We start from the raw sequence: 25173 nt of genomic DNA, 5'->3' as shown, positions 1-25173 counted from the left end.
GTGCACAAGGGCGCCGGGCTGTGACAGTCCGGGGCGCCCTCACATGTTCGGCCGCCTCAAGCGGTGACCGGCGTGGCCTTCGGCTTCGGCCTGGCCGTCTTGTCGCCCGTGAACGCCTCGTACTCCTTCAGCACCTCGTCCGTCGGCCCGTCCATGCGCAGCTCGCCGCGCTCCAGCCACAGGACCCGGTCACAGGTGTCGCGGATCGACTTGTTGTTGTGGCTGACCAGGAACACCGTGCCCGCGTGCTTGCGCAACTCGCGGATGCGGGCCTCGGAGCGCTTCTGGAAGGAGCGGTCACCCGTCGCGAGGGCCTCGTCGATCAGCAGCACGTCGTGGTCCTTGGCGGCGGCGATGGAGAAGCGCAGCCGGGCCGCCATGCCGGAGGAGTACGTGCGCATGGGCAGGGTGATGAAGTCGCCCTTCTCGTTGATGCCGGAGAAGTCGACGATCTCCTGGTAGCGGTCCCTGACCTGGTCACGGGACATGCCCATCGCGAGGCCGCCGAGGAAGATGTTGCGCTCGCCGGTGAGGTCGTTCATCAGGGCCGCGTTCACGCCCAGCAGGGAGGGCTGGCCGTCGGTGTAGATATGGCCGTTCTCCACCGGGAGCAGACCCGCGACCGCCTTGAGCAGCGTCGACTTGCCGGAGCCGTTGGTTCCGATGAGGCCGATGGCCTCGCCTCGGTACGCCGTGAAGGAGACGTTCTTGACCGCGTGCACCGTGCGCACGCCCGCCGCCTTCTCGGCCTGCCCCCGGCGCAGGATGCGGTTGAGGGCGGCGGTGGCGGAGCCACGGCCGGCTCCCGTGCCGTTGACGCGGTAGACGATGTCGACGCCGTCGGCGATGACGGTGGGGATGGTGTCGCTCGGGTTCTCAGCCACGGCCGTACGTCTCCTCAGCCTTCCAGAAGTAGATGAAGCCGCCGACGCCGGCCAGCAGGGCCCAGCCCGTCGCGATCGCCCACACGTGCGGTGGGAGCTGGCTGCCGTGGAAGCTGTCGATGAGCGCGAAGCGCATCAGGTCGATGTAGACGGCGGCGGGGTTGGCCTGAAGGAGCTCGGGCACCCAGGACGGCAGTCCCTTGTGGCTGCTCGTGACGTGGCTGATGCTGAACATCACGCCGGACGCGTACATCCAGGTGCGCAGCACGAACGGCATCAGCTGCGCGATGTCCGGGGTCTTGGCGCCCATACGGGCCATGACCATCGCGACGCCCGCGTTGAAGGTGAACTGCAGGAACAGCGCCGGGATCACCAGCACCCAGGACGCGGCGAGCGGAATACCGAAGCAGAGCAGGATGACGACCAGGGCGGCCATCGAGAACAGCAGTTGCTGGAGCTGTTGCAGGGCGAAGGAGATCGGCAGCGCGGCCCGCGGGAAGTGCAGGGCGCGGACCAGGCCCAGGTTCCCCGAGATCGCCCGGGTGCCCGCCATGATCGAGCTCTGGGTGAACGTCCAGACGAACACCCCGGTCACCAGGAACGGGATGTAGTCCTGCACGCCGTGGCTGGTGCCCAGGAGCATGCCGAAGATGAAGTAGTACACCGCCGCGTTCAGCAACGGCGTCATCACCTGCCAGACCTGGCCGAGCTTCGCCTGGCTGTACTGGGCGGTCAGCTTGGCGGTGGCGAAGGCGCTGATGAAGTGGCGCCGCGCCCACAGCTGCCGGACGTACTCGGGCAGGGAGGGGCGGGCACCGCTGACCGCGAGACCGTGCCGGGCGGCGAGCGCCGAGAGATCGGGCGGGGCCGGGGCGGGTGTCGTCGGGGGCGGTGTGTCGAGGACCTGGCTCACATCCGCTGCTTTCGCTCGGGGGGAGGGGTGCGGCGACGGACGTTCTCTTACGTGACTCTTCACGTTCTCTTACGTCGGGACGGGACCGTATCGTCGCAACGTGAGCGTAGGGCGAGCGGGCGTCGGAACGCAACCGTTTCGTCGTGGCGTGAGCGACGTTACGGCAACGTGGGGACGGGGCCGTGAGGACGAGAGCGTGAGGACCGGACCGTGAGGACGAGACCGTAGGGACGGGACCGTATCGTCGTAACGCCCCTATGCTGGTTCGCATGACGAGCAACGCCGACCAGCCCCAGCCCCAGACGGGGGCGCAGCCGCCTGCGCGCCGCCGGGCCCCCGCCGGGGCGGCCGTCCTGCGGGAGGACGTGACCGAGGCCATCCGGGCGGCCGTCTTCGAGGAACTGGCGGCCGTCGGCTACGCGCGCATGTCGATCGAGGGCATCGCGCGCCGGGCGGGCGTCGGCAAGACGGCGGTGTACCGGCGCTGGCGCTCCAAGCTGCACCTGGTCCTCGACGTGGTGTCGGCGGTGGCCGTGATGGGGCTGCCCGTCCCGGACGCCGGCTCCCTGGAGGGCGATCTACGGCTGCTGTACGAAGTGACCGCGCGCGCCCTGCGTCACCCGCTGGCCTCGCAGATCCTCCCGGACCTCCAGGCCGAGGCGGCCCGCAGCCCCGAGATCGCGGAGGCGGTGCAGAAGGCGCTGCGGGACGGACAGGCGAGCGTGGCCAGCGGCATCGTGATGGCCGCGGAGAAGCGCGGCGAGGTGCGTCCGGGCATCGACGAGGAGCTGGCCCTCGACCTGATCTCGGGCCCGCTGTACTGGCGTTCCGTGGTGATCCGCAGTCCCAAGGTGCCCAAGGGCTATATGGACGCCCTCGCCCGTGCCACCGCCCACGCCCTCAAGGCACTGTGACCGGAACAGAGGTCCGACTGCCTTGAGAGTCGTGATCGCCGAGGACAGCGCCTGCTGCGCGAGGGCCTCGTCCTGCTGCTGACCTCAAACCAGGCCTGCCGCAGAGCGACAGCGGGCATCGCCGGGTGCTCGCGGTGCTGACGTACCTGAACAACTCCTGGCGCGGGCCCGCGCGTCGGTGGGCCCGCGCGTCGGCGGGGCCGCGTCAGTCGCGGGCCGCGTCCGGGTGCTGTCGCACCCACCCCGCCCAGGCCGACGCGATCATGTCCTGGACGTCGTGCTTGGCCTTCCAGCCCAGCTCGGTGGCGATGCGGTCGGCGGAGGCGACGACACGGGCCGGGTCGCCGGGGCGGCGCGGGGTGACGGTCGGCGGGCGGTCGTAGCCGGTGACGGCGTTGATCCGGTCGATCATCTCGCGCACCGAAACGCCCTCGCCCCGGCCGATGTTGAGGGTCAGGTCGTGGCCCGGCGAGTCCTGCAGGGCGCGGGCGGCGGCCACATGGGCCTCCGCCAGGTCGACCACGTGGATGTAGTCGCGGATGCAGGTGCCGTCGGGGGTCGGATAGTCGTCGCCGAAGATGCGTGGGGGCGCGTTCTCCGTCAGCTTCTCGAAGACCATGGGGACGAGGTTGAAGACGCCGGTGTCGGCGAGTTCGGGGGTGGCCGCGCCGGCCACGTTGAAGTAGCGGAGCGACGCCGTGGACAGGCCCGTCGCACGGCCCGTCGCCCGCACCAGCCACTCGCCCGCCAGCTTGGTCTCGCCGTACGGCGACAGCGGCGCGCACGGCGTCTCCTCCGTCACCAGGTCGACGTCCGGCATGCCGTACACCGCCGCCGAGGAGGAGAAGACGAAGGAGCGCACGTCGGCCGCCGTCACGGCCTCCAGCAGGATCCGCAGGCCCTCGAGGTTCTCCCGGTAGTAGTGCAGCGGCAGCTCGACCGACTCGCCGACCTGCTTCTTCGCGGCGAGATGGACGACACCGGTGATGCGGTGGGCCGCGATGGCGCGGGCGACGCGCTCACGGTCCAGGGTCGAGCCGACGACCAGCGGGACGCCGTCGGGCACCCGGTCGGCGATGCCGGTGGACAGGTCGTCGTAGACCACGGCGCGCTCGCCCGCCTCGGTCATCGCCCGCGCGACGTGCGCTCCGATGTAACCGGCGCCGCCGGTGATCAGCCAGGACATGTGCGGCCGTCCCCTCGTCAGTGGGCCTGTGGTCGTGAGTGACAGTGAAGCAGGCGGCGGAGTCTGTCGCGTACGACTGAGATGACTCCGCGCAGGCCGGGGGCCACGCGCAGTGCCAGCGCCCCGGAGTATGTGGTGTACGGCTGCACGAGTACGACGGAGTGCCGGGCCCGCACCACCGCGCAGCGGCGCGGCGGTTCGGCATCCGCGCGCACCCGCGCCGTGACCTCGCGGTACGCGCCGCCCCCAAAGCGCACCCGCAGCCGCAGGTCCCATGCACGCGCACCGCCGGCGGACATCCGGCCGGCCGTGAACGCGGCCCACCGCACCGGCACCTCCGCCGACCAGACGCCGCCCGTGTCCCCGTCGGCGGGCGCGGCGAGCCCCACCGTCGTGCGCGGCCCCGCCGTCCGCCCCGTCGCCCGGCACCGCCACTCCACCTCCAGCGCCTCCGGCCCGGCCTGCGCCACCCGGCCGTACAGCTCGTGCAGGCGCAGCCGCAGGAGTGCGGTACGCGCGCGTGCCCGCAAGTCGGCGTCGACGGCGAGAGGGAGGAGGCGGACGGGCAGGGTCAGCAGGGGTTCCAGGGTGATTTGGGGGAGGTCGGCGGACCAGACGGGGGTGCCGTCGGGTGCGTGGGCGTAGGGAGGGAGCAGCCGGGCCGGACCGGCGGCCAGGTCCCGGATGCGCGGCAGGTCGCGGGGCTCGGGGGAGGCCAGCACGACCCGGCCGACGAGACAGCCGGGCGCGGTGGGGTCGTGCTCCCAGTCGGACGCGTCGTACTCGGCGAGATACGCCCGCGTGAGATCCCACCACGTGCGCTGGTAGCGCACGTCGTGCAACTCCAGCTCGCGGGCGTACATCCGCAGCTCGTGGTCGAGGAACTTCGCCCGCGCCTCCCGCGCGAGCTCCTTGCGCCCGGCGGCCAGCAGGATCTCGTACGCCGTCCGGCTCGCCTCCGTGCGCGCCCGCCAGTTGGCGATGCCGGCCCGGTCCAGGGAGATCGAGAGCCGGTCGGCCGAGCGGCGTACGTGCGAGATGTACACCCGGTTCGGGACGAGGGCGATGCGCGGACCGGCGGCCAGCACGCGCGCGCTGAAGACGAAGTCCTCGTAGCGGAACCGGCCCTCGGGGAAGCGGATGCCGTTCTCGCGCAGGAAGGCGGTGCCGTAGAGCTTGTTGACGCAGAGCGTGTCGTGGACCAGACGCGGGCGCTGCGCCGGGCGTTCGTACACCGCACGCGTCGCGTAGAGGGCGGCCTCCCACGGCACCTCGCGCCCCTCGGGCAGCTCCCGCCGCACACACAGTCCGCCCGAAACCTGAGCCCCCGTGTCCGTCGCCGCCCTGAGCAGCACGGCGACCGCGCCCGGCGGCAGCACGTCGTCGCTGTCCAGGAACATCACGTACGGCGAGGTCACCCGGTCGAGTCCGGTGTTGCGGGGGCTGCCGCAGCCGCCGCTGTTGACCCGGCGCCGGACCACCCGCACCCGGGGTTCGGTGGCGGCGAGACGCGTGAGCAGTTCCGCGCTGCCGTCCGTCGAGCAGTCGTCGACGGCGACGACCTCGCCGACGAGGGGACCCTGGGCCAGCGCCGAGCGGACGGCGGACGTCACGTGCGCCGCGTCGTTGTAGCCGATGACCACGACGCCGACCTGCGGTACGGGCGCCGCGGTGCGCGGGGCGTGAGGGTCCATGGGCCGTGTTCCGGAGTCGTAGGAATGGTGGCTCACCACCCGCCGGGAGGGACGTGTGGCCCGAGCCGGAAGACGGCGGTGTCCGGGCTCCGGTTCACTCACGGGCGACGGCGGTTCGGGGCGGAAGTGGTGCGTCTCCGGGATCGTAGGACGGGTGATTGCCATATCTGCGGAGATACGCCGTCAACGGCAAAGAATCGTCGGCTAATAGCACAACACCTGCCCTGCGGTGCACGCGTCATGGCCGTACGGGTCGCGGTGGACGCACCATGGCCGCACCGGCTGCGGTGAACGCGCCATGCCCCCCGTGCGCCGGTCGCGCATCACGCCCCCTGCGACTCCTCCAGCGCGGCCGCGTCCAGTGCCTCGGTGAGCTGGTCCAGCTGCTCCCGCAGCCTGCCGATCGCGTCCTTGTCGAAGCCCGTCGCCGTGGCGATCCGGCGCGGCACCTGCAGCGCCCGCTCGCGCAGCGCGACGCCCTCGTCGGTGAGCCGCACCTCCACCGAGCGCTCGTCGCGGGCGCTGCGCTCCCGGCGCACCAGGCCGGTCGCCTCCAGCCGCTTGAGCAGCGGCGAGAGCGTGCCGGAGTCCAGGCGCAGATGCTCGCCCAGCTTCTTCACGGGCAGGTCGCCGTGCTCCCACAGCACCAGCATCACCAGGTACTGCGGATACGTGAGCCCCAGGTCCTTCAGGACCACGCGGTAGACGCCGCCGAAGGCGCGTGAGGCGGCGTTCAGGGAGAAGCAGATCTGCTGGTCGAGGCGGAGCCAGTCCGCCGTGGGCGTGGTCGTCATGGCTCCAGGATACCGCCTGTCCGTCATTGAGTTGTGTGCAATTGAATTGTGTGCTCTACTTGTGGTCGTCCGGGGCCGCCAACGGAGCCGCCGGACCACGAATCGAGAGGGATGGTTCCCATGGACGCGCTCTACACCGCTGTCGCCACCGCCACCCACGGCCGTGACGGTCGCGCCGTCTCCAACGACGGCAGGATCGACCTGAAGCTGGCCCCGCCGGTGGAGCTGGGCGGCAACGGCGAGGGCACCAACCCGGAGCAGCTGTTCGCCGCCGGTTACGCCGCCTGCTTCGGCAGCGCGCTCGGTCTCGTCGGCCGCCAGGCCAAGGTCGACGTCACCGACGCCGCCGTCACCGCCGAGGTCGGCATAGGCAAGCAGGGCGAGGGCTTCGGTCTGAAGGTGACGCTGCGCGTGGAGCTTCCCGACACCCTGGACGAGGAGACCGGCCGCAAGCTGGTCGAGCAGGCCCACCAGGTCTGCCCCTACTCCAACGCCACCCGCGGCAACATCGACGTCGACCTCGTCATCGAGTAGGACCCGCGGACCCGGCGCGGATCGGGTCACCCGATCCGCGCCAGCACCTCCCCCGTCTCGCGGCTCCACGCCACCACCACGGCCTCGCCCGGCACCCGCTTCCACCGCGTCAGCAGCAGCCAGCGCGCGTGGTAGCGCCGGGCGACGGTCGTGCGCTCGGCGCGGGTCGAGGCGGGGGCGAGGTAGGCGCGGACGTCGGCGAGCCGGCGCTCCCGGTCCCGCTCGTCCAGGGCGGGATCGGGCCAGATCGGCGCGGCCAGGTCGGGCCCGAACCCGGGGATCGAGCGCGGGGCGTAATGCCCGTCGGCGATCACCACCTCGCCCCTGCCGACATGCCGTGCCACCCAGGCGTACGACGGCCAGCGCGAGGGCTGTTCAAGGCCCACCGGGTCCAGCGCCCGCGGCACCACCGCCCCGCCCTGCACGGTCAGGAACCCGACACAGGCCCCGGCCGCCGCGGCCCCGCCCAGCATCCGGCGCGCCCTGCTCCAGGGCCCGGGGCCGGTCCGGGGCGCCGCCAGCTCCACCGCCAGCGCGAACTGGAGCGGCACCAGGGTGAGCCCGAGGATCCTGCCGTACGTGTAGTGGCCGCTGACCCAGCCGTACGCCACGAACAGACAGTCGAGCGCGAACAGCAGCACCAGCGGATCGCGCCGGGAGTCCCGCCATCGCAGCCACAGCGCCGGCAGCCCGAGCAGCGCCAGCCAGAACTGCCCGAGGAGCTGCTCGTACAGCCGCCGGTGCATCCGGTCCACGCTGCGGTCCGAGGCCAGCGCGAACACATCGAAGTACGGCCAGCACCAGGCGACCAGCACCGCCGTCCCCGCCGCCACGCCCCACCGCAGGAGTACGGCGGCCCCCCACCCCCGCTGCCACCCGGCGACGAACGCCACCGCCCCCAGCACCGCGGCCGCCGCGGTGATCGGATGGACCAGCAGGATCAGCCCGTACAGCGCGCCGAGCCCGGCGTACCCGGCGCATCCCGGCAGCCCGCTCGGTCCGACGTAGCGCACCGGCTTCTGCCCACGGGCGAACGCGCCCGTCCACGCCCAGGCCCAGAAGGTGAGCCCGATGGCGAACGCCGACGGATAGCCGAGGTTGCCGGTCATCGACATCAGGCTGAGGTAGCCGCTCCACCAGGCCCGCTCGGTCCCCCACAGCAGCGTCATCGCGCCCAGCGCGAGCACCGGCGCCCACGGTCGCGGCGTCAGCACCCGCACGAGACGGCCGAGGCCCGTCAGCAGCACGGCCAGGTTCAGCACCCCGGCCAGCCGCACCACCTCCCAGCCGCCCAGCCCGGTCAGCCGGGCGAAGGCGCCCTGCGCGAGGGCGTACGGCGAGTAGTACGGGCTGCCCGCGCCCGGCAGGTCCGCCATCGGATGCCGCGGATGCAGCAGATCCGCCCTCAGACGCTCCACGACCGCCGCGTGCTGGCCCGCGTCACAGCACAGCGGAACCGCCCAGTACGCCAGCAGCATCACCAGGAAGAACGCCAAGCCGAGGACCTGGTACGGCGTCGGACGCGGGCCGCGACCGCCGCGCAGCGCGGTGGCACCGCGCACCGTCCCTCGGACGAGAGTGCCGACGGCCGCCTTTCCGACGTGGGAGGTCGCATCGGTTCGGGGCATTTGCCGTATGTTCCCGGTGGGGTCAACGGCATTGCCTCACTTCACCTCATCGAGTGAGCCGGTCAGTGAGCCCGTCCGTGGGCGTCCATGAGCGGCCGCGCGGTCGCCGGACCGGGCACCCGGCCCGCCCCGGCCGCCCCGGGCTCCGCCATCCCCTCACCCAGCATCAGCGTCCGGACCACCCGCTCGGCGGCCAGCCCGTCGTCGAACTCGCAGAACCGCTCCCGGAATCCCCGCCTGAGCCGCGCCGATTCCGCGTCCTGCCAGGTCCCGGAGTCGAATAGCCACGCCAACTCCCGGTACGAGCGCGACACATGCCCCGGCGCGTCCGCCGTGATGTCGAAGTAGGCGCCCCGGCTCGCCGTGTACGCCGCCCAGTCGTCGGCGTGGATCACGATCGGCCGGTCCAGGTTGGCGTAGTCGAACATCAGGGCGGAGTAGTCGGTGACCAGGACGTCGGCCGCGAGCATCACGTCCTCGACATGCGGCTCGTCCGTCGCGTCGATCAGCACGCCCCGCCGGTGCAGATCGGCCAGGCCCATCCCGCGCGCGATGCCCTTCGCCAGCGACGGGTGCAGCCGTACGACGAGCGTGTGACCCGCGCCGAGGTCCCGGGCGAACCGGGCCAGGTCGATCCGGTCGACATGGCCGCCGCGGCGATAGTCGCGGCGGGTCGGCGCGTACAGCACGACGGTGTGCCCGGCCGGGACGCCGAGCCGGGCACGGGCCGCCTCGGTGGCCTCGGCGTTCGCGTTCACCAGCACGTCGTTGCGCGGGCTGCCCGTCCGCGCCGAGGAGAAGTGACACGGGTAGGCCCGCTCCCACACCAGCTCCGAGTGCCGGTTGGCCACCAGGCTGTGGTCCCAGCGGTCGGCCCGCCACAGCATCTTCGGCACGTCGAAGCCGTGCCGGGCACCGGGCTTGGCCAGCAGGTCGGCCGCCATGTACTTGAGCGGGGTGCCCTGATGGGTGTGGATGTGCACGCTGCCGGGCCGCTTGGCCAGGGCGCCCGGCCAGTTGACGTTGTTCACCCAGTACGTCGCCCGCGCCATGACCTCGTGATAGCGCCGCGAGCCCGGCGTCACGAAGTCGATGCCCGGCGCCAGCGTATCCACCGCGTCCTCCCGCACCACCCACACCCCCTTCATGTGCGGGGCGATCTGACCGGCCTTCGCGTGGATCGCCGCCGGATCGCCCAGCACACCCCGGTGCGAGAACGCCGAGTACACCGCGAGCTGCGGATCGAGGGGCCGCCGCGACCGGGCCGCGTACAGGGCCCGCCCGGCCCGCCGCCCGACCGCACTCGTCACCCGCCGCTTGCCGCTCCCGGCGAACCCGCGCAGCTCACGCAGCACACGGGCCGCGGCGAACGACTCGTACGACGCCGTGGCCAGCAGCCGCATCTCCTTGCCGCGCGGGCTGTCCGGCGGGACGAAGCCCTCCGGGACGTGCCGGGCGTGGAAGGAGCGGATCGCCCGGTAGAAGTCCGGCCGGTGCCCGAGCCGCACCCGGTCCTCGCGGGCCAGCACGAACAGCATGTGGTCCAGCGCCCGTTCGAACAGCGGCGGGCACGCCCACGCCAGGTCCGGGCGCTGCCGCAGGAACGCGAACAGGGACTCGTACTGCGGGAAGATGTCGAAGTGCCGCCGCCCCGGCGTCCGGGTGATCGCGCCCTGCCGGCGCTGCCGGTACTCGACGCCGATCCGCTCCAGACAGGCGACCCGGTCGGCCAGCACCATCGACCGGTAGGTGACGGGCGCGTCCTCGTACAGGCCCGGCGCGTACGCCAGCTCGTGCCTGAGGAAGAAGTCACGCCGATACGCCTTGTTCCAGGCCACCAGGAACAGATGCAGATACTCCGGGTTCTCCCGCACGCTGACGGTGCCGGTACCGGCCGCCGCCAGCAGGTCCGCCGACGAACTGCGGCCGCCGCGCCCCCACCAGTGGGTGCGCACATGGTCGAAGACCAGGATGTCCGGGTCACGGGTGGCCGCCAGCCGCGCCGCGACCGCCTCCAGCAGACCGGGCGTGTAGTGGTCGTCGCTGTCGAGGAACAGGACGTAGTCGCCGCTCGCCTCCGCGAGACCGGCGTTGCGGGCCCGGCCGAGACCGACGTTCTCCGCCAGATGCAGCACCCGCACCCGGGCGTCGCGCTCGGCGTAGCCGTCCAGGATGGCCGGGCAGCCGTCGGGGGAGCGGTCGTCGACCGCGATCACCTCGAAGTCCGTGTACGACTGCCCGAGCACCGAGTCCAGGCACTCCCGCAGGAAGCCCTGCACCTTGAACACGGGCACGATGATGCTGAAGCGGGGCACGTCAGCTCCTCACGAGGGTCGTCGCGGCGGGGGCGGGGACACGGTCGGCGAGCGGGACCACCGGCGGCAGCGCCTCGGGCGGCTCGCCCAGCAGCACCCGGCGTACGACACGCTCGGCGGCGAACCCGTCGTCGAACTGGCAGAACCGCTCCCGGAACGCGGCCCGCAGGGCGTCGGCCTCCTCGTCCGCGTAACTGCCGTCGCGCAGCACCGCCGCCAGCTCGCCCGGCGTGCGCGCCACCCGGCCCGGCGGCGCCTCCATCAGGTCGAAGTAGACGCCCCGCAGCTCCCGGTAGACGTCCCAGTCGTCGGCGTACACGACGATCGGCCGGTCCAGGTTGGCGTAGTCGAACAGGATCGAGGAGTAGTCGGTGATCAGCGCGTCGGCGGCCAGGCACACGTCCTCCGCGGACAGGTGCCCCGTGACGTCGATGATCCGGCCGGTGCTCCTCATCGCGCCCTGGTCGTAGAAGTAGTGGGCGCGCAGCAGCACCACGTACTCGTCGCCGATCTCCTCGCACAGCGCCTGAAGGTCGAGGCCCGGCTCGAAACCGGTGGCGTGGTCGCGGTGCGTGGGCGCGTACAGCAGCGCCTTCTTGCCCTTGGGGACGCCCAGTTCGCCCCGCACGCGCTCGACGTCGGCCGCGGTCGCCGTGCAGTAGACGTCGTTGCGCGGATAGCCGTACTCCAGGGTCTCGTGGGCGGCGGGGAAGGCCCGCTCCCACATCTCCGTGGAGTGCCGGTTGGAGCTCAGGTTGAAGTCCCAGCGGTCCACGCGGGCCAGCAGCCCGGTGAAGCTGCCGGTCGCCGCGGCCACCACCGGGTACGTCGCCTGGTCGGCGCCCATCTTCTTCAGCGGGGTGCCGTGCTGGGTCGACAGATGCACGCTGCCCTTGCGCTTGACGACGGCGTCCGCGAAGTTGGCGTTGTTGATCAGGTACTTGGCGCGGGCCAGCACGTCCCAGTAGGCGCGGCTGCCGATCACCGCGTACTCCACGCCCTCCGGCACGGTGTGCGCCTGGTCCGCCTCGACCAGGAACACCGAGCGGATGTGCGGGGCGAGTTCCCGCGCCTTGGCGTGGATCGCCGCCGGGTTGCAGACATAGCCGCGACCCCAGTACGCGCAGTACACGGCGAGGTTCGCGTCCAGCCGGGTGCGCAGCCGGCGCCGGTACCGCAGCCGGGTGCGCAGCCCGCGCGGACGCGGCACCGCCGAAGCGGCCTTCGCCAGCGCCCGGTTGGCCCCGCGCAGCGCCCGGAACACCGGATACGCCCCGCTCGCCAGCAGCCGGTGCTGCACCCCGAGACTGCCCCCCGGCGTCCGGTACCCGGCGGGCCGGTAGCGCCGGTACAGCCCGCTGGCCCGCTGGAAGAAGGCCCGCCGTCGGCGCGGCAGCCGGCGCGGATGGGCTGCCGTCTTCAGCACCGCCGCGAAGAGCTGCTCGAACAGCGGCCCGAACCGCTCCCCGGGCAACTCCAGTTCGGCGGCCCGCGCGAGCACCAGCTCGGCCTGCGCGAGCAGCTCGAAGTGGTGCCCGCCCGGCAGCCCCAGCCGGTTGCCCTGCCGGCGCAGCAGATGCCGTACGACGACCTGCCGCAGCACCGCCATGCGCTCGGCGCTCAGCATGGCCAGACCGCCGAAGCCGATGTCGGTGAAGCGGCCCACGGGGAAGGTGAGCTGCCGTTCGGTGAGAAAGGCCCGCCGGTAGGCCGCGCTCCACGCCGGCAGCTCCACACCGGTGAGGTGCGGCGCCCGCTCGGGCGGGAAGACGCCGTCCGGAGCGCGTGCGAGCACGGGGCCGGCCGGGTTGGTCGGCTCACCCGTCCACCACGGGGTGCGTTCGTGCTCGAAGTACAGCACGTCCACGTCACCGGTCTCGCTCAGCCGGGCGTCCAGCGCCGCCAGCGCGCCCGGCACCAGCATGTCGTCGCCGTCCAGGAACAGCAGCCAGTCACCGGTCGCGGACCGCAGCCCGGCATCGCGCGCCCCGGCCAGCCCGGCCGCCGGCGGCGAGTGCACGGGCGCCACCCGGCAGTCCCGCTCGGCGTACCCGGCGGCGACGCCCTGCGCCGGTGCGTCGGGGCCGTCCGTGACCGGGATCAGCTCGAAGTCGCCGAAGGGCTGGCCCAGAACCGAGTCCAGCGCCCGGGACAGCCGGCCAGCGACCCCGTGGGACGGAACGATGATGCTGAAGCGGGGCATACTGCTCTTCCTGTCGGTGTGCGGTGTGCTCAGCCGGCGCCGAGGCGGCCGGGCCGCCCCGCGGGACGCCAGGTGGGCGGCCGGCTCGGTGTGGGTCGTGACGGGCTGGAGGGCATGCGGACTCCTCTTCCGTGAGAACGCCGTTCAGCGGCTCTCGGTGACGGTCACCGGCCCCGCGGGATGCGGCACGGTCGCCTGCGGGGTGTGTGCGAGCGACGCGGCCGGCGACGGCACGGGGTGGCGCCGGGCCGGCGGCACGACCGCCGGCCGGTCCGGCTCGCCGAGCACCACATGGCGGACGACCCGCTCGGCGGCACGTCCGTCGTCGTAGGGGCAGAAGCGCTCGCGGAACGCCGCCCGCAGCTGGGCGGAGCGCGAGCCGCGCCAGTGGCCGGTGGCGAAGATGTCGACCAGTTCGTCCTCGCCGCGCGAGATCGCGCCCGGCGGGAAGGACCGCAGGTCGAAGTAGGTGCCGCGGGCCGCCTCGTACGCCTCCCGGTCGTCGGCGTGGATCACGATCGGCCGGTCCAGGCCCGCGTAGTCGAACATGATCGACGAGTAGTCCGTGACCAGCACGTCCGAGGCCAGGCACAGCGACTCGACGCTCGGGTACCCGGTGACGTCGACGACCCGGCCGGACGGGTTCTCGACGAGCGGGCCGCCGTGGCGGTGATGGGCGCGGGCCAGGATGACGTAGCGCGGGCCCAGGCGGCGCGCGACGCGGTGCAGGTCGAGGGCGGTGGTCTGGGTGCGGCGGTAGTCGCGGTGGGTGGGGGCGTACAGGATCACCACCGAGCCCTCGGGGATGCCGAGCTCTTCGCGGACGCGGGTCACGTCCGCCGAAGTGGCCTGCTGGAAGACGTCGTTGCGGGGGCTGCCGTATTCGAGAGTGGTGTACTCGCCCGGGTACACGCGCTCCCACACCAGGGTCGAGTGGCGGTTGCCGGACAGGGCGTAGTCCCACTTGTCGACGTCGTCGAGGAGCTCGTCGATGTCCGTGTCCCCGGCCGCCGCCGGGTGTTCGCGCAGGTCCAGGCCCATGTGCTTGAGCGGGGTGCCCCGGTGGGTGCGCACCAGAACCTGGCCGCGGCGCTTGACCAGGCCGCGGTCGAAGCCCGCGTTGTGCACCAGGTACTTGGAGCGGGCGAGGGCCGTCCAGTAGGCGGCGGTGCCGGGGCGTACGGGACGGGTGCCGGAGGGGATCGAGCCCTGCTGCTCGGGCTCGGCGATCCAGGCCGTGCGGATGTGCGGGGCGTGCGTGCGGAACGCCTGCTCCAGGGCGCCCGGGTGGCAGCCGTGCCCCTGGACGCCGTCCGCGGCGAAGACGGCCCGGTCGGCGCGCACCGGCAGCAGCCGCTGGACGCGGTAGTGCAGCCGCAGGGCGCCGGCGCGCAGGCGCCTGCGCAGTCGGCCGGTGAGCCTGGCGGTACGGCGCAGCAGGGCCGCCGTGCGTTGCAGGAGGTGATAGGTGCGGTGCGCGCCCAGGCGGACGAGCGTGTAGTGGACGCGGGCGCGCGCCGGGACGGGGACGCCGGGGGCGTGGTAGCGGCGGTAGTACGTGCGGGCCCTGCGCAGGAACGCGGCCCGGCTGCGGCGCGGGAGACGGTCACGGCGGGCGAACACCACGATCAGGTGGTCCACCATCCGCCGGAACAACAGCGGCCGCCAGCGGGCGAGTTCGGGCCGGCCGGCCACGTACGCGAAGACCCGGTCGTACTGCTCGAAGATGTCGAAGTGCCGGACGCTGACCGTGCCGAGGATGCCGCCCCGCCGGCGCTGCCGGTAGTGCACGCACACCCGGTCCAGGGTCGCGATCGACTCAGCCGTCATCAGGACCGGGTAGGTCCACGGCGTGTCCTCGTAGTGGCCGGACGGGAAGGCGAAGCCCTCCGCCTCGACGAACTCCCGCCGGTACGCCTTGTTCCAGGCCACCATCAGCAGCCGCAGCAGGCCCGGCCGGTCCGCCAGCCGGAACGGGGCCGGGCCCTCTTCGCGGAGGTGCCCGGCGGCCTGGTTGCGGACCTCCTCGCCGGTCCAGTAGGTGCGCGCGTAGTCGTAGACCAGGACGTCCGGCTCGCCGGTCTCCTTCAGCCGGTCGGCGATGGCGTGCAGGCTGTCGGGGGTGAGGCTGTCGTCGCTGTCCAGGAAGATCAGGTAGTCGCCGGTCGCCTCCGCCATGCCGGCGTTGCGGGCGGGCCCCAGGCCCCGGTTCTGCGTGAGACGCACCGGGCGCACGCGCGGGTCGCGGGCCGCGAATTCGTCGATGATCGCTCCGCAGCCGTCCGGCGAGCAGTCGTCCACGGCGATCAGTTCCAGATCGGGATACGACTGTGTGAGCACCGATTCCAGGCACTCGTGCAGGTACGCCTGCACCTTGTACACGGGGACAATGACACTGAACCTGGGCAAGGGACATCCATCGATCGGTGCGGGCGTTCGGCCCGGGAACGGCCGATGGAGTGACTTGGTTACGGGTCCTACGGCATACGGGGGACCGTCCGTGAACGACCGGGGGCGGGCCGGTTCCGGACCGGCCCGCCCCCTCAAGCACGGTGCGCCTGCCGCTACTTGACGGCGCCCGCCATCACGCCGGACACGAACTGCCGCTGGAACGCGAAGAACACGACCAGCGGGATCACCATGGAGATGAACGCGCCGGGTGCCAGGACGTCGATGTTGTTGACGAACTGGCGTACCTGCGTCTGCAGGGCGACGGTGATCGGCTGGCTGTCGGCGTCCGTGAAGATCAGCGCGACCAGCATGTCGTTCCACACCCACAGGAACTGGAAGATGCCGAGCGCGGCGATCGCCGGACCGCCCAGCGGCATCACGACGCGGAAGAACAGCCGCAGTTCACCGGCGCCGTCCAGCCGGGCCGCCTCCAGAAGCTCCCGCGGGATCTCCGCGAAGAAGTTGCGCAGCAGGAACACCGCGAACGGCAGCCCGAAGCCGACGTGGAAGAGGATCACGCCGATCAGGGAGCCGAAGATGCCGATGGTGCCGAAGAGTTCGGCGATCGGGATCAGCGCCACCTGCACCGGCACGACCAGCAGACCGACCACGCCGAGGAACCACCAGTCGCGGCCCGGGAACTCCATCCACGCGAACGCGTAGCCCGCGAGCGCGCCGATCATGACGACCAGGACCGTCGCCGGGACCGTGATCAGCACGGTGTTGAGGATCGAGTCGGTGATGTCGCTGTTGCCCAGCAACTTGTCGTAGCTGTCGAAGGTGAGTTGGGAGGGCTTGCTGAAGACCTCCCACCAGCCGCTCGCGGACATCTCCTCCGGCGGCCGCAGCGACGACAGCAGCAGCCCGATCGTCGGGACCAGCCAGAACAGGCCCACCACGATCAGGAACACCCGCACCAGCCCGCCGCTGATGAAGGACGCGAGCCGGGCGCCGAGGGACTCCTTGCCCTTGACGACGGTGAGGGGCGGGGGAGCTGCCTCGGTGAGCCTGCCGGTATCCGCGCTCATCGCCTGACCTCCCGCCTGAGCCGACGAACGTTGAACCACATCACCGGGATCACCAGCAGCAGCAGGAACACCGAGATCGCGCTCGCGATGCCCGGCTGGTCCTCGGAGAAGCCCTTGCGGTACAGCTCCAGGGCGAGGACGTTCGCGTCGTCCTGGGAGGAGCCCGGGGCGATGATGAAGACCAGGTCGAAGATCTTCAGGACGTTGATCATCAGGGTGACGGCGACGACCGCGAGGACGGGCGCCAGCAACGGCACCGTGATCTTGCGGAACACCTGCCACTCGTTGGCGCCGTCGACCCGGGCCGCCTCCAGCAGATCGCGCGGGATGCCCGCGAGCCCCGCCGCGATCAGCACCATCGCGAAACCGGCCCACATCCAGATGTACGACCCGATGATGGACGGGGTGACGAGGGAGGGGCCGAGCCAGTCCAGGCCGTTGTACGGCTCCTTGAAGTTGTCCGCCGGGAGCTTCAGCCGGGCCCCGTCGGCCGCGGCCGGCAGCGTGAACGTGCCGTCGTCGGCCGCCTTCGTGGAGGCCACGACCTTGCCGTCCTTGACGGCCTCGATCTTCATCCCGGCATAGCCCAGCTCGGCCGGGTCGACCCCGCCGAGCGTGCCGACGCCCTTGCCGCGGGTGAAGTCCTGCCAGGTGGTGCCGGTGACCTTGCCGGATTCCGTCTTCGCCTCGGCGGCCCTGCTCGCGCCGTCCGGCATCTGGTCGGGGGCGACACCGACCAGGGGCAGGTCGACGGGGGTCCCTGCGCTGACGGTGGCCTTGGTGATGAAACCGCCGCCCGGCGCCGCTTCGAGGGGCGACTCACGGCCCGGGTGGGCCTTCGGGAACGCCGACGCCTGCGCGAAGGTGTCGTGGACGCCCACCCACACCGCGTTCGCGACGCCCTTGTCCGGGTCCTGGTCGTAGACGAGCCGGAAGATGATGCCGGCGGCCAGCATCGAGATCGCCATCGGCATGAAGACGACCAGCTTGAACGCCGTGCCCCAGCGCACCCGTTCGGTCAGCACCGCGAAGATCAGCCCGAGCGCGGTCGCGACGGTTGGGGCGAACACCACCCAGATGATGTTGTTCTTCAGGGCGGTGCGGATGCCGTCGTCCGTGAACAGGGCCTCGTAGTTGTCGAAACCGGCGAAGCCGTCGCCGGACTGGTCGTAGAAGCTGCGGATCACCGAGTACCCGATCGGGTACACCACGAGCGCGCCGAGCAGCACCAGGGCGGGCAGCAGGAAGAGCACCGCAACGGTCCTGCGGGTACCGGTCACGCTGCCCCGCGACTTGGGTGCGGCGGGGGGCGCGGTGCCCCCTGCCGCTTCCGCGGACGCCACGGCGTCAGTTTCCGTACGCCGCGGCCGCGTCGGCCTCCAGCCTCTGCTGGGTGCCCGCGATGTCCGTCGGGTTCTTCAGGAAGTCCTGAAGGGCCTTCCACTCGCCCTTGCCGGGAGTTCCGCCGAAGGCCTGCGGGGCCTGGTCGGACATGTCGAAGCGGAAGTCGTCACCGGAGTCGATGAGCGCCTTGGCGATCTTCCGCTGCACCTCGTTCGGATACGCCGAGTTCTCCACGTTCTTGTTCGGCGAGAGGTAGCCGCCGAGCTTCGCCTGGATCGTCGCCGCGTCCGGGGAGGCGAGCCAGGTGGCCAGCGCCTGCGCCGCCTTCGAGTCCTGGAGGATGACGGCCGCGTCGCCGCCGGAGACGACCGGCGCGGTGTCACCGACGGTCGGGAACGGGAACACCTTCGCGTCCGTGCCGACCGCGGCCTTGGCCTGGACGATGTTGACCTGCGCGAAGTCGCCCTCGTAGACCATGGCGGCCTTCGGCTGGTCGCCACCGGTGAAGACCTGGGTGACGGAGGTCGGGAAGTCCGTCTGGAGCGCGCCGTCGGCACCGCCCGCCACATAGTCCTTCTTGCCCCACACCTGGGCGAGCGTGGTGAGCGCGTCCTTCACGGACGCGTCGGTCCACTTGATCTCGTGCTTCGCCAGCTGGTCGTACTTCTCCGGACCGGCCTGCGAGAGATAGACGTTCTCGAACCAGTCCGTGAGGGTCCAGCCGTCCGCGCCGCCCACCGAGAACGGTGTGACACCGGAGTCGTAGACGGTCTGCGCGGTCGTGAGCAGTTCGTCCCACGTCTTGGGCTCGGCGGCCCCCGCGTTCTCGAAGACCTGGGCGTTGTACCAGATCAGGGACTTGTTGGCGGCCTTGTAGTAGACGCCGTACTGCTTGTCGTCGACCTTGCCGATGTCCTGCCAGCCCGCCGAGTAGTTCTGCTGCAACTCCTTGACCGCGTCGGCGCCCAGCGGCTTGGCCCACTTCTTGTCCACGGCCTGCTTGATGGCGCCGGGCTGCGGAAGCATCGCGACGTCCGGCGGCTGGCCGCCCGCGACCTTCGAGCCGAGGAAGTTGATGATCGGGTCCTGCGCGGGCACGAAGGTGACCTTGGCGCCGGTGCGCTTCTCGAACTCCGCGAGGACCTTCTTGAAGTTCTCCTGCTCGGCACCGGTCCACACGGCGGCGACCTCGAGGGATTCGCCGTTCAGCCGGGGAAGGGTGACGGTGCTCGCGGACTCCTCGGAGCCGCCCTGTTCATTGCCGCTGTCCTTGTCGTCCCCACCGCACGCGGTGAGCGAGAGGGCGAGGGCGCCCGCGCATACGGCTGCTGCGGTTCTGGCGGCCCTGTGTGTCCGGTTCTTGCTGCTCGTGCTGCGCATCACTGCCCCGTTCTTCGTGCCTCGTCGAACGTTCGAGCGCTGTCCCGTGCGATCTGGTCTACGCCCTGCCATGGGGGGCGGCAAGACCGCGTCCGCTGTCAACCGGGAGATCGTGACCGCGTCGTGACCAGGTGTGCTGCGTCGGGGTGAGCGTCGCTGGGGGCTGCCCCCAGACTCCTGCTATCGGCTTGGACGGCCTCGTCCTCAAACTCCCCCAGAGGGGGCACCCCCGGACAGGCTGAAATGTGCGGACCGGCGTCACAGGAGTGACGGCACCTCGGTCGCCGAGACCTCGCGCGCCGCCCGCTCCACGGCACTGGCCAGCAACGCCAGATCCGTAGGGCCGTTGCCCAGCTCCCGCACCTGACGCCGGGCCGGCGGATCGCCCATCCGGTGCCACTCCAGGGGCACGACCGTCGGCCGCAGCGTCGCCGTCCGCGGAATGCGTCCGGTGACCCGGCCGCCCTGGAACGGCATCACCCGTCCGTCCGCCCAGGCCAGCCGACCGCGCCCCGGCGCCGGTTCGTCCGGCCCCGCGGCGACCGCGTCCAACGTCACCCGCAGGGTCGCCCGGCGGGCCGTCTCCGACTCCGCCGTACGGCCGCCGACCGCGGCGGCGGCCACCAGGTGCACGCCGAGCCGCTCGCCCTCGCGGGCCACGGCCTCCAGTGCGCGCACCACCGAGCCGGCCGCCGGCCTGCCCGGCGAGCCCAACGCGGGCGAGACCAGGGCGTCCAGGTCGTCCACCACCACCACGAGCCGGGGCAGCGGCGGCACCGCCTCGGCCTGCCGGCGCCCGGCTCCCGGGCGCAGCCGCATGGTGGAGCTCGGCGGGCTCTCCAGGTCCCCGGTGTGGTCACCGGCTCCGGACCCGGCGCCGGATCCGGCCGCCGCCGCGCGCTGCGTGACCATCCGGCCCGTCAGCGCCCGCCCCGTGTGCCACTCGGTGAAGTCGGACCGCCCGAGGAGCTCGGCCCGCCGCTTCAGCTCGGCGGTCAGCGACTGGGCGAACTCCCGCATGCGGACCGGGTCGTTGGCGGTCAGGTGGGTGGTGACATGCGGTATGTCGGTGCACGCCCGCAGCCCGTCGCCGTGCCCGCCGCCCGCGCCGACGCTGTCCCGGCCGTCGATCAGCACGACGCCCAGCCGGTCCGGCCGCTCGGCCGCGGCGAGCGACGCGACGACGGCCCGCAGCAGCTCCGTACGCCCGCTTCCGGGCGGTCCCTCGATCAGCAGATGCGGCCCGTCCGCCCCGAGGTCCGCGCCGACCGGGCCGCGCGGTCCGGCCCCGAGCACGGCGCACGCGCGCCCGCCGAGGGCCTGGGGGTCGTCGGCCGCGTCCGCCCACCGCGCCATCAGCGAGGCGGGCGTGGCACGCGCCAGCCCCAACTCGTCGAGCAGCCGCGTCGCCTGGGGCAACGGCACGGACACGCGTGCGTGCCGCTCCCCGAAGCCGCCCGCCGTGCGCAACGGCGCCAGTGCCCGCGCGAACCGCTCCGCCCAGGCGAGCGAGACGGCGTCCACCGCGGCGACGGTGCCGTGTCCGACCGGGCCGCGGGCGGCGGTCCCGGAGGGCTCGTGCTGCCGGGCGGCGCCGTCCTGCGGCTGTTCGCGGTCGGCGGCGACCTGTTCGGCCGTCCCGCCGCGCGCCACCCGCATCAGCCGCAGCGCCGTCGCCACATCACCGCTGAGCAGCGCGACCGCGCCGCACTCCCGGAACGTCGGGGACACCGTGCACGCCGCCTCGTACGTCTCGGTCACCGGCGACGCGGGCGACGCCGAAGCCGTCTCCGCCAGGCACACGACATGTATGCCGGCCCGCGGTCCCTCCAGCGCCAGCCGTGCCACCGCCTCGCGCACATCGGCGCCCCCGGGATCGCCGTCCACGACGACCACGGTGTACGGCCCCGCGAACCCGTCCGTCACATCGGCCGGGTCGTCGTCCCGCGCCCACGAGGGCCGCCGCGCTCCCCGCTGACCGGGGAGTCGGCCGTCGGGTGCGGCGGGGACCCCGGCGCCCCCGCCTTCCGCCGTCACGTCCTGAAGCCGCCGCAGCAGCTCCTCCGTACGGGCCGTCGCCTGTTCCCGGTCGTAGGCGAGCAGCAGACGGCAGTCCTGGCCGTGCCCGGGGCGGACATGCGGGAGCCAGCCCAGCCAGGCCCACTGGGCGGTGCGCTCCTCCAGGGGGCGGGCGCGGTCCACGCTGAGCAGGACCACTTCCAGGGCATCGGGCGAGTGCAGCGCGGCGAGCTGGGCGAGCACCGCGCGGGCCAGCCCGGCGAGCCGATCGCGCGGACCGGCCAGGCCCAGCGCGCCGACCTCCCGCAGATCGGCGGTCACGGGGACGGCGGGCAGCAGGCCCGAGCCGTCGGGCGCCGAACGGTCGGCCGTACCGAGCCGCACCGTGAGCGCCTCCGCGTGACCCGGTGCGCGCTCCCACAGCCGGGGGCCGGGCCCCAGGGCCGTCAGCAGCAGCGACGCCGGGTCCGGCCAGGTCTCGGGCTGCCGGGGGCCGTTGGCCGTCGCGGGCCCGCCGGACGCCACCGGCTCGTCAACGTCGTACGCCCCGTCCCGCTCCGCCCCCGGCTCCGCGCGCCCGCCGGCCAGTCGCCGCGCCCACGCCGTGAGCCCGCCCCGCCTGCGCACTCCCTGCGGTACGTCGGTGCCGCGCAGCGGAGTGCCCTTACGGGTGCCGCCGGTCGCCGCGCCCTCGGCGGCGGTGGGAGCCGCGGGGGAGACGGGGGTACCGATCCTGCCCGGCGCCGGGGTGCCTTCACGGGTGCCGCCGGGCGCCGCGCCCTCTGGGGCGGTGGCGGCCGCAGGGGAGACAGGGGTACCGAACGTGCCCAGCCCGAAGCCCGTGCCGTGGGTGTCGCCGCCGCGCGGTGCCGGGAACTGCCGCTCGGCCCCGCCGTGCCGTTCGATCCGCGGTGCGCCGCCCTGGACCGGGACGATCGGCGGCTCGACGGGATCGTGTTCCTGGGCGGCCGACCGGTCAGCCGAGGGCGCGGCCGTATCGCCGCCGTCCGCCACACGCGCGTGGCGAACGGCCGGGTCCGCGGGCACCGGCGCACGGGCGCCACCGTCCTCGTCGCCCCCGCCGGGGACGCGTACATGCCCCTCGCCGTCCGGTTCCGTCCGCACCCGCGCGCCCGGGCCGCCGGCCGGGGTCAGCCGCAGGGCCGACTCGCCGATCCGCAGCAGGGCGCCCGGCGCGAACCGCACCGGGCGGGTGGTCAGCCGGGCGCCGTCCAGCGTGGTGCCGTTCGTCGAGCCGAGGTCGGCGACCGAGACCCGGCCGTCGCCGGCGACCGTGACCGCGCAGTGCAGCCGGGAGACGTCCGGGTCGTCGAGCGGGACGTCGGCGTCGGCCGAGCGGCCGATGCGGATCTCGCCGCCGTGCAGCAGATGGACGCCGCCCGCGTCCGGGCCCGCCACCACATGGAGCTGGGTGGGGGCGTCGTCCAGCTCGGGGTGGGGTTCCGGGGCCGCCGGGGCGCCCAGGGACAGCACCGCGCCGTCCGTCAGCGGGGGCTCACCGAGGGTGCTGCGCCGGTCGTCGAGCCGCTCCGCGCCCGCGTACAGCACGACCGGACCGCCGCCGCGGTCGGCCTCGCCCGTCCGGGAGGCGCCCGCGTCGCCGGCCACCGCCGACGCGAGCGCCGACGCCACCGCGGCCAGGGCCGTGCCGGCCGGTGCCGTGACCAGCACGTCGCAGCTCGCGGAGCGGCCACGCGCCGGGGCAGGCGGGGCCAGCGGGTCTACGACGGTCAGCCGGATCTGCATCGGCGTCAGCGGTCCCTTCTACGCGGGCGCGGGCACAGGGCCACCCCACACGAGCACATCGGCCAGTACTCCAGGCATCCTCGCACCTGCCACTGACAACGCGCCCCCCGCCCGAAGGCAAGTGATCTTGATTGGTCGGCTCTGCCCGCAAAAGTGCCTGACAGTTGACCTGTGGGCGATCGCTTGAGATCGGTCACGTCCGCTTGCGGCAACCACGAGACTGAGCCGAGCGTCTTTCCTTCGAACATGTACGGGAAGCCGTACGTAAGACGCACAGAATGACGACAGACCGGTGCCCGGGGGCACGGCACTACAGTGGGTCGGAACGTAGACAAGCAGCAGGGAGCGCGACGTGCGGCCGGTAGGCAGCAAGTACATCCTCGAGGAGCCGCTGGGCCGCGGCGCCACGGGGACCGTCTGGCGAGCCCGCCAGCGGGAGACCGCGGGTGCCGAGGCGGCCGTGCCGGGGCAGCCCGGCGAGACGGTCGCGATCAAGGTGCTCAAGGAGGAGCTCGCCAGTGACGCGGACATCGTCATGCGGTTCCTGCGCGAGCGGTCCGTTCTGCTCAGGCTGACCCACCCCAACATCGTCCGGGTCCGTGACCTGGTCGTCGAGGGCGAGCTGCTGGCCCTGGTCATGGACCTCGTCGAGGGCCCCGACCTGCACCGCTACCTGCGCGAGAACGGCCCCTTCACCCCGGTCGCCGCATCCCTGCTCACGGCACAGATCGCCGACGCGCTGGCCGCCAGCCACGCCGACGGCGTCGTCCACCGCGACCTCAAGCCCGCCAACGTCCTGCTCCAGCAGAACGGCGGCCAGATGCACCCCCTGCTGACCGACTTCGGCATCGCCCGCCTCGCCGACTCCCCGGGTCTGACCCGCACCCACGAATTCGTCGGCACGCCCGCGTACGTCGCGCCCGAGTCCGCCGAGGGCCGCCCGCAGACGTCCGCCGTCGACATCTACGGCGCCGGCATCCTCATGTACGAGCTGGTCACGGGACGCCCGCCGTTCGGCGGCGGCTCCGCCCTGGAAGTGCTGCACCAGCACCTGAGCGCCGAGCCGCGCCGCCCCTCCACGGTTCCCGACCCGCTGTGGACCGTCATCGAGCGCTGTCTGCGCAAGAACCCCGACGAACGGCCCAGCGCCGAGAACCTCGCGCGCGGCCTGCGCGTCGTCGCCGAAGGCATCGGCGTGCACGCCAACTCCGCGCAGATCGCCGCCGCCGAGGGCGTCGCCGCGCTGCTCGCCCCGGACCCGGCCCCGGCCACCGTGCCCGGCTCGGCCGACCCCACGCAGGTGATGCAGCACGGCGCGGGCTCGTTCGACCCGAACGCCGCGACCAACGTCCTGCCGCACACCGGCGCCCCCGGCGCCGCCGACCCCACGGCCGTCCTGCCGCACACCGGTGGCCCCGGCGCCGCGGACCCCACCGCCGTCATGCCGCCGATGCCGCAGGGACAGCCCGGCGGGCCCGGCCCCGAGGATCCGCACCCCTGGCAGAACCAGCTGCGCGCCGCCCGGGACCGCAACGAACAGACGCAGGTCCAGTACCTCGACCCCAACCAGGACCCGCTGCGCCGCCGCCCACAGCGCCAGGTGGCCCGCCCGCAGCAGCAGCCCCCGCAGCGCCCGCCGCAGCGCGGGCAGCAGGGCGGTTACGGCCAGCCGCAGCAGCACCAGCCGCAGCCGTACGCCCCGCCGCGCCAGCCGCAGCAGCCCCAGCGGTACGCCCCGCCGCCTCCGCAGGCCCCGCAGCGCGAGCCGCGTCAGCCGCGCCAGCGCGGCGCCAACCCGATGCGGATCCCCGGCCTGGGCTGTCTCAAGGGGTGCCTGTTCACGATCGTCATCCTGTTCGTCGCGGGCTGGCTGGTCTGGGAACTGAGCCCGCTGCAGGAGTGGATCGGCACCGGCAAGAGCTACTGGGAGCAGCTCTCCGCCTGGGTCGGCACCGTGACCGGCTGGATCGGCGACCTCGGCAGCAACTCCGGCGGAGGCACGGGCGGAGGCTCCGGCACCGGCTGACCGAGCCCCACGGTGTCGGCCGGTTTGGTTACTTGTCGACATCTGGCGGGTGATTTCCGCCTCCACAGTGAAGGTTGGCTCTTCGGACGCGTA

At 72.8% G+C, this 25173-nt stretch carries 16 protein-coding genes; 3 read left to right on the top strand and 13 right to left on the bottom strand.

Going from position 1 to position 25173, the window contains the following annotated elements; genetic code table 11:
- Positions 1-56 precede the first annotated feature (56 nt).
- Together ACFPQ9_RS27310 and ACFPQ9_RS27305 are read right to left on the bottom strand one after the other, a co-directional pair.
- The gene (locus ACFPQ9_RS27310) at positions 57-884 is read right to left on the bottom strand and encodes an ABC transporter ATP-binding protein (protein WP_380858548.1); all 828 of its coding nucleotides are present in this window, start codon (positions 882-884) and stop codon (positions 57-59) included.
- Complete coding sequence (locus ACFPQ9_RS27305; protein WP_380858545.1) at positions 877-1797, bottom strand: ABC transporter permease; 921 nt, start codon at positions 1795-1797, stop codon at positions 877-879. The genes ACFPQ9_RS27310 and ACFPQ9_RS27305 overlap by 8 nt, the downstream gene beginning before the upstream one ends.
- Positions 1798-2054: 257 nt before the next feature.
- Here ACFPQ9_RS27305 and ACFPQ9_RS27300 point away from each other — a divergent pair, with 257 nt between their 5' ends.
- The gene (locus ACFPQ9_RS27300) at positions 2055-2711 is read left to right on the top strand and encodes a TetR/AcrR family transcriptional regulator (protein ID WP_380858542.1); all 657 of its coding nucleotides are present in this window, start codon (positions 2055-2057) and stop codon (positions 2709-2711) included.
- A gap of 205 nt (positions 2712-2916) precedes the next feature.
- Here the strand turns inward: ACFPQ9_RS27300 and galE are convergent, their stop codons facing one another.
- The 3 genes from galE to ACFPQ9_RS27285 form a co-directional block, all read right to left on the bottom strand.
- Positions 2917-3897, bottom strand: a complete 981-nt coding sequence (gene galE / locus ACFPQ9_RS27295) for a UDP-glucose 4-epimerase GalE (protein WP_380858539.1) — start codon at positions 3895-3897, stop codon at positions 2917-2919.
- Between the two features lie 17 nt (positions 3898-3914).
- Positions 3915-5591, bottom strand: coding sequence for a glycosyltransferase family 2 protein (locus ACFPQ9_RS27290; RefSeq protein WP_380858536.1), 1677 nt, complete (start codon positions 5589-5591; stop codon positions 3915-3917).
- A gap of 323 nt (positions 5592-5914) precedes the next feature.
- A complete protein-coding gene (locus tag ACFPQ9_RS27285; protein WP_380858533.1) occupies positions 5915-6385 on the bottom strand; it encodes a MarR family winged helix-turn-helix transcriptional regulator in 471 nt (156 codons plus the stop codon).
- 120 nt (positions 6386-6505) lie between these two features.
- Here ACFPQ9_RS27285 and ACFPQ9_RS27280 point away from each other — a divergent pair, with 120 nt between their 5' ends.
- Complete coding sequence (locus ACFPQ9_RS27280; protein WP_380858530.1) at positions 6506-6919, top strand: organic hydroperoxide resistance protein; 414 nt, start codon at positions 6506-6508, stop codon at positions 6917-6919.
- 26 nt (positions 6920-6945) lie between these two features.
- Here the strand turns inward: ACFPQ9_RS27280 and ACFPQ9_RS27275 are convergent, their stop codons facing one another.
- The 8 genes from ACFPQ9_RS27275 to ACFPQ9_RS27240 all read right to left on the bottom strand — a co-directional run bounded on the left by ACFPQ9_RS27275 (position 6946) and on the right by ACFPQ9_RS27240 (position 23054).
- Positions 6946-8547: a hypothetical protein gene (locus tag ACFPQ9_RS27275; RefSeq protein WP_380858527.1), complete on the bottom strand. Its 1602-nt coding sequence runs from the start codon at positions 8545-8547 to the stop codon at positions 6946-6948.
- Positions 8548-8609: 62 nt separating this feature from the next.
- Positions 8610-10862 (bottom strand): bifunctional glycosyltransferase/CDP-glycerol:glycerophosphate glycerophosphotransferase, encoded by a 2253-nt coding sequence (locus tag ACFPQ9_RS27270; protein WP_380858524.1) that lies wholly within the window; start codon positions 10860-10862, stop codon positions 8610-8612.
- Position 10863: 1 nt separating this feature from the next.
- On the bottom strand, positions 10864-13065 hold the full coding sequence (locus ACFPQ9_RS27265; protein ID WP_380858521.1) for a bifunctional glycosyltransferase family 2 protein/CDP-glycerol:glycerophosphate glycerophosphotransferase: 2202 nt from the start codon (positions 13063-13065) through the stop codon (positions 10864-10866).
- A gap of 144 nt (positions 13066-13209) precedes the next feature.
- The gene (locus ACFPQ9_RS27260) at positions 13210-15474 is read right to left on the bottom strand and encodes a bifunctional glycosyltransferase/CDP-glycerol:glycerophosphate glycerophosphotransferase (protein WP_380858518.1); all 2265 of its coding nucleotides are present in this window, start codon (positions 15472-15474) and stop codon (positions 13210-13212) included.
- Between the two features lie 155 nt (positions 15475-15629).
- Positions 15630-16544, bottom strand: a complete 915-nt coding sequence (locus ACFPQ9_RS27255) for a carbohydrate ABC transporter permease (protein WP_380858515.1) — start codon at positions 16542-16544, stop codon at positions 15630-15632.
- The gene (locus tag ACFPQ9_RS27250) at positions 16541-17824 is read right to left on the bottom strand and encodes a carbohydrate ABC transporter permease (protein ID WP_380858710.1); all 1284 of its coding nucleotides are present in this window, start codon (positions 17822-17824) and stop codon (positions 16541-16543) included. Before ACFPQ9_RS27250 ends, ACFPQ9_RS27255 begins: the two co-directional genes overlap by 4 nt.
- Before the next feature lie 67 nt (positions 17825-17891).
- Positions 17892-19268, bottom strand: a complete 1377-nt coding sequence (locus ACFPQ9_RS27245; RefSeq protein WP_380858512.1) for an ABC transporter substrate-binding protein — start codon at positions 19266-19268, stop codon at positions 17892-17894.
- A gap of 258 nt (positions 19269-19526) precedes the next feature.
- The gene (locus ACFPQ9_RS27240; protein ID WP_380858509.1) at positions 19527-23054 is read right to left on the bottom strand and encodes an FHA domain-containing protein; all 3528 of its coding nucleotides are present in this window, start codon (positions 23052-23054) and stop codon (positions 19527-19529) included.
- Positions 23055-23406: 352 nt separating this feature from the next.
- Between ACFPQ9_RS27240 and ACFPQ9_RS27235 the strand changes: the two genes are divergently transcribed.
- Entirely contained in the window at positions 23407-25080 is a 1674-nt protein-coding gene (locus tag ACFPQ9_RS27235; protein WP_380858506.1) for a serine/threonine-protein kinase, read from the top strand.
- Positions 25081-25173: the final 93 nt, after the last annotated feature.

It is taken from the genome of Streptomyces coerulescens, from assembly GCF_042657965.1.
Lineage (GTDB): Bacteria > Actinomycetota > Actinomycetes > Streptomycetales > Streptomycetaceae > Streptomyces > Streptomyces coerulescens.
The sequence above is the reverse complement of the archived record's forward strand: the minus strand, read 5'-3'. Positions and strand labels throughout refer to the sequence as shown.

Bases quoted from the DNA above. Each gene is read 5' to 3' on its own strand.
- ACFPQ9_RS27245 (WP_380858512.1), bottom strand. From the start codon at position 19,268: ATGCGCAGCACGAGCAGCAAGAACCGGACACACAGGGCCGCCAGAACC.
- galE (WP_380858539.1), bottom strand. From the start codon at position 3,897: ATGTCCTGGCTGATCACCGGCGGCGCCGGTTACATCGGAGCGCACGTC.
- ACFPQ9_RS27290 (WP_380858536.1), bottom strand. From the start codon at position 5,591: ATGGACCCTCACGCCCCGCGCACCGCGGCGCCCGTACCGCAGGTCGGC.
- ACFPQ9_RS27265 (WP_380858521.1), bottom strand. From the start codon at position 13,065: ATGCCCCGCTTCAGCATCATCGTTCCGTCCCACGGGGTCGCTGGCCGG.
- ACFPQ9_RS27275 (WP_380858527.1), bottom strand. From the start codon at position 8,547: ATGCCCCGAACCGATGCGACCTCCCACGTCGGAAAGGCGGCCGTCGGC.
- ACFPQ9_RS27255 (WP_380858515.1), bottom strand. From the start codon at position 16,544: ATGAGCGCGGATACCGGCAGGCTCACCGAGGCAGCTCCCCCGCCCCTC.
- ACFPQ9_RS27280 (WP_380858530.1), top strand. From the start codon at position 6,506: ATGGACGCGCTCTACACCGCTGTCGCCACCGCCACCCACGGCCGTGAC.
- ACFPQ9_RS27285 (WP_380858533.1), bottom strand. From the start codon at position 6,385: ATGACGACCACGCCCACGGCGGACTGGCTCCGCCTCGACCAGCAGATC.
- ACFPQ9_RS27300 (WP_380858542.1), top strand. From the start codon at position 2,055: ATGCTGGTTCGCATGACGAGCAACGCCGACCAGCCCCAGCCCCAGACG.
- ACFPQ9_RS27240 (WP_380858509.1), bottom strand. From the start codon at position 23,054: ATGCAGATCCGGCTGACCGTCGTAGACCCGCTGGCCCCGCCTGCCCCG.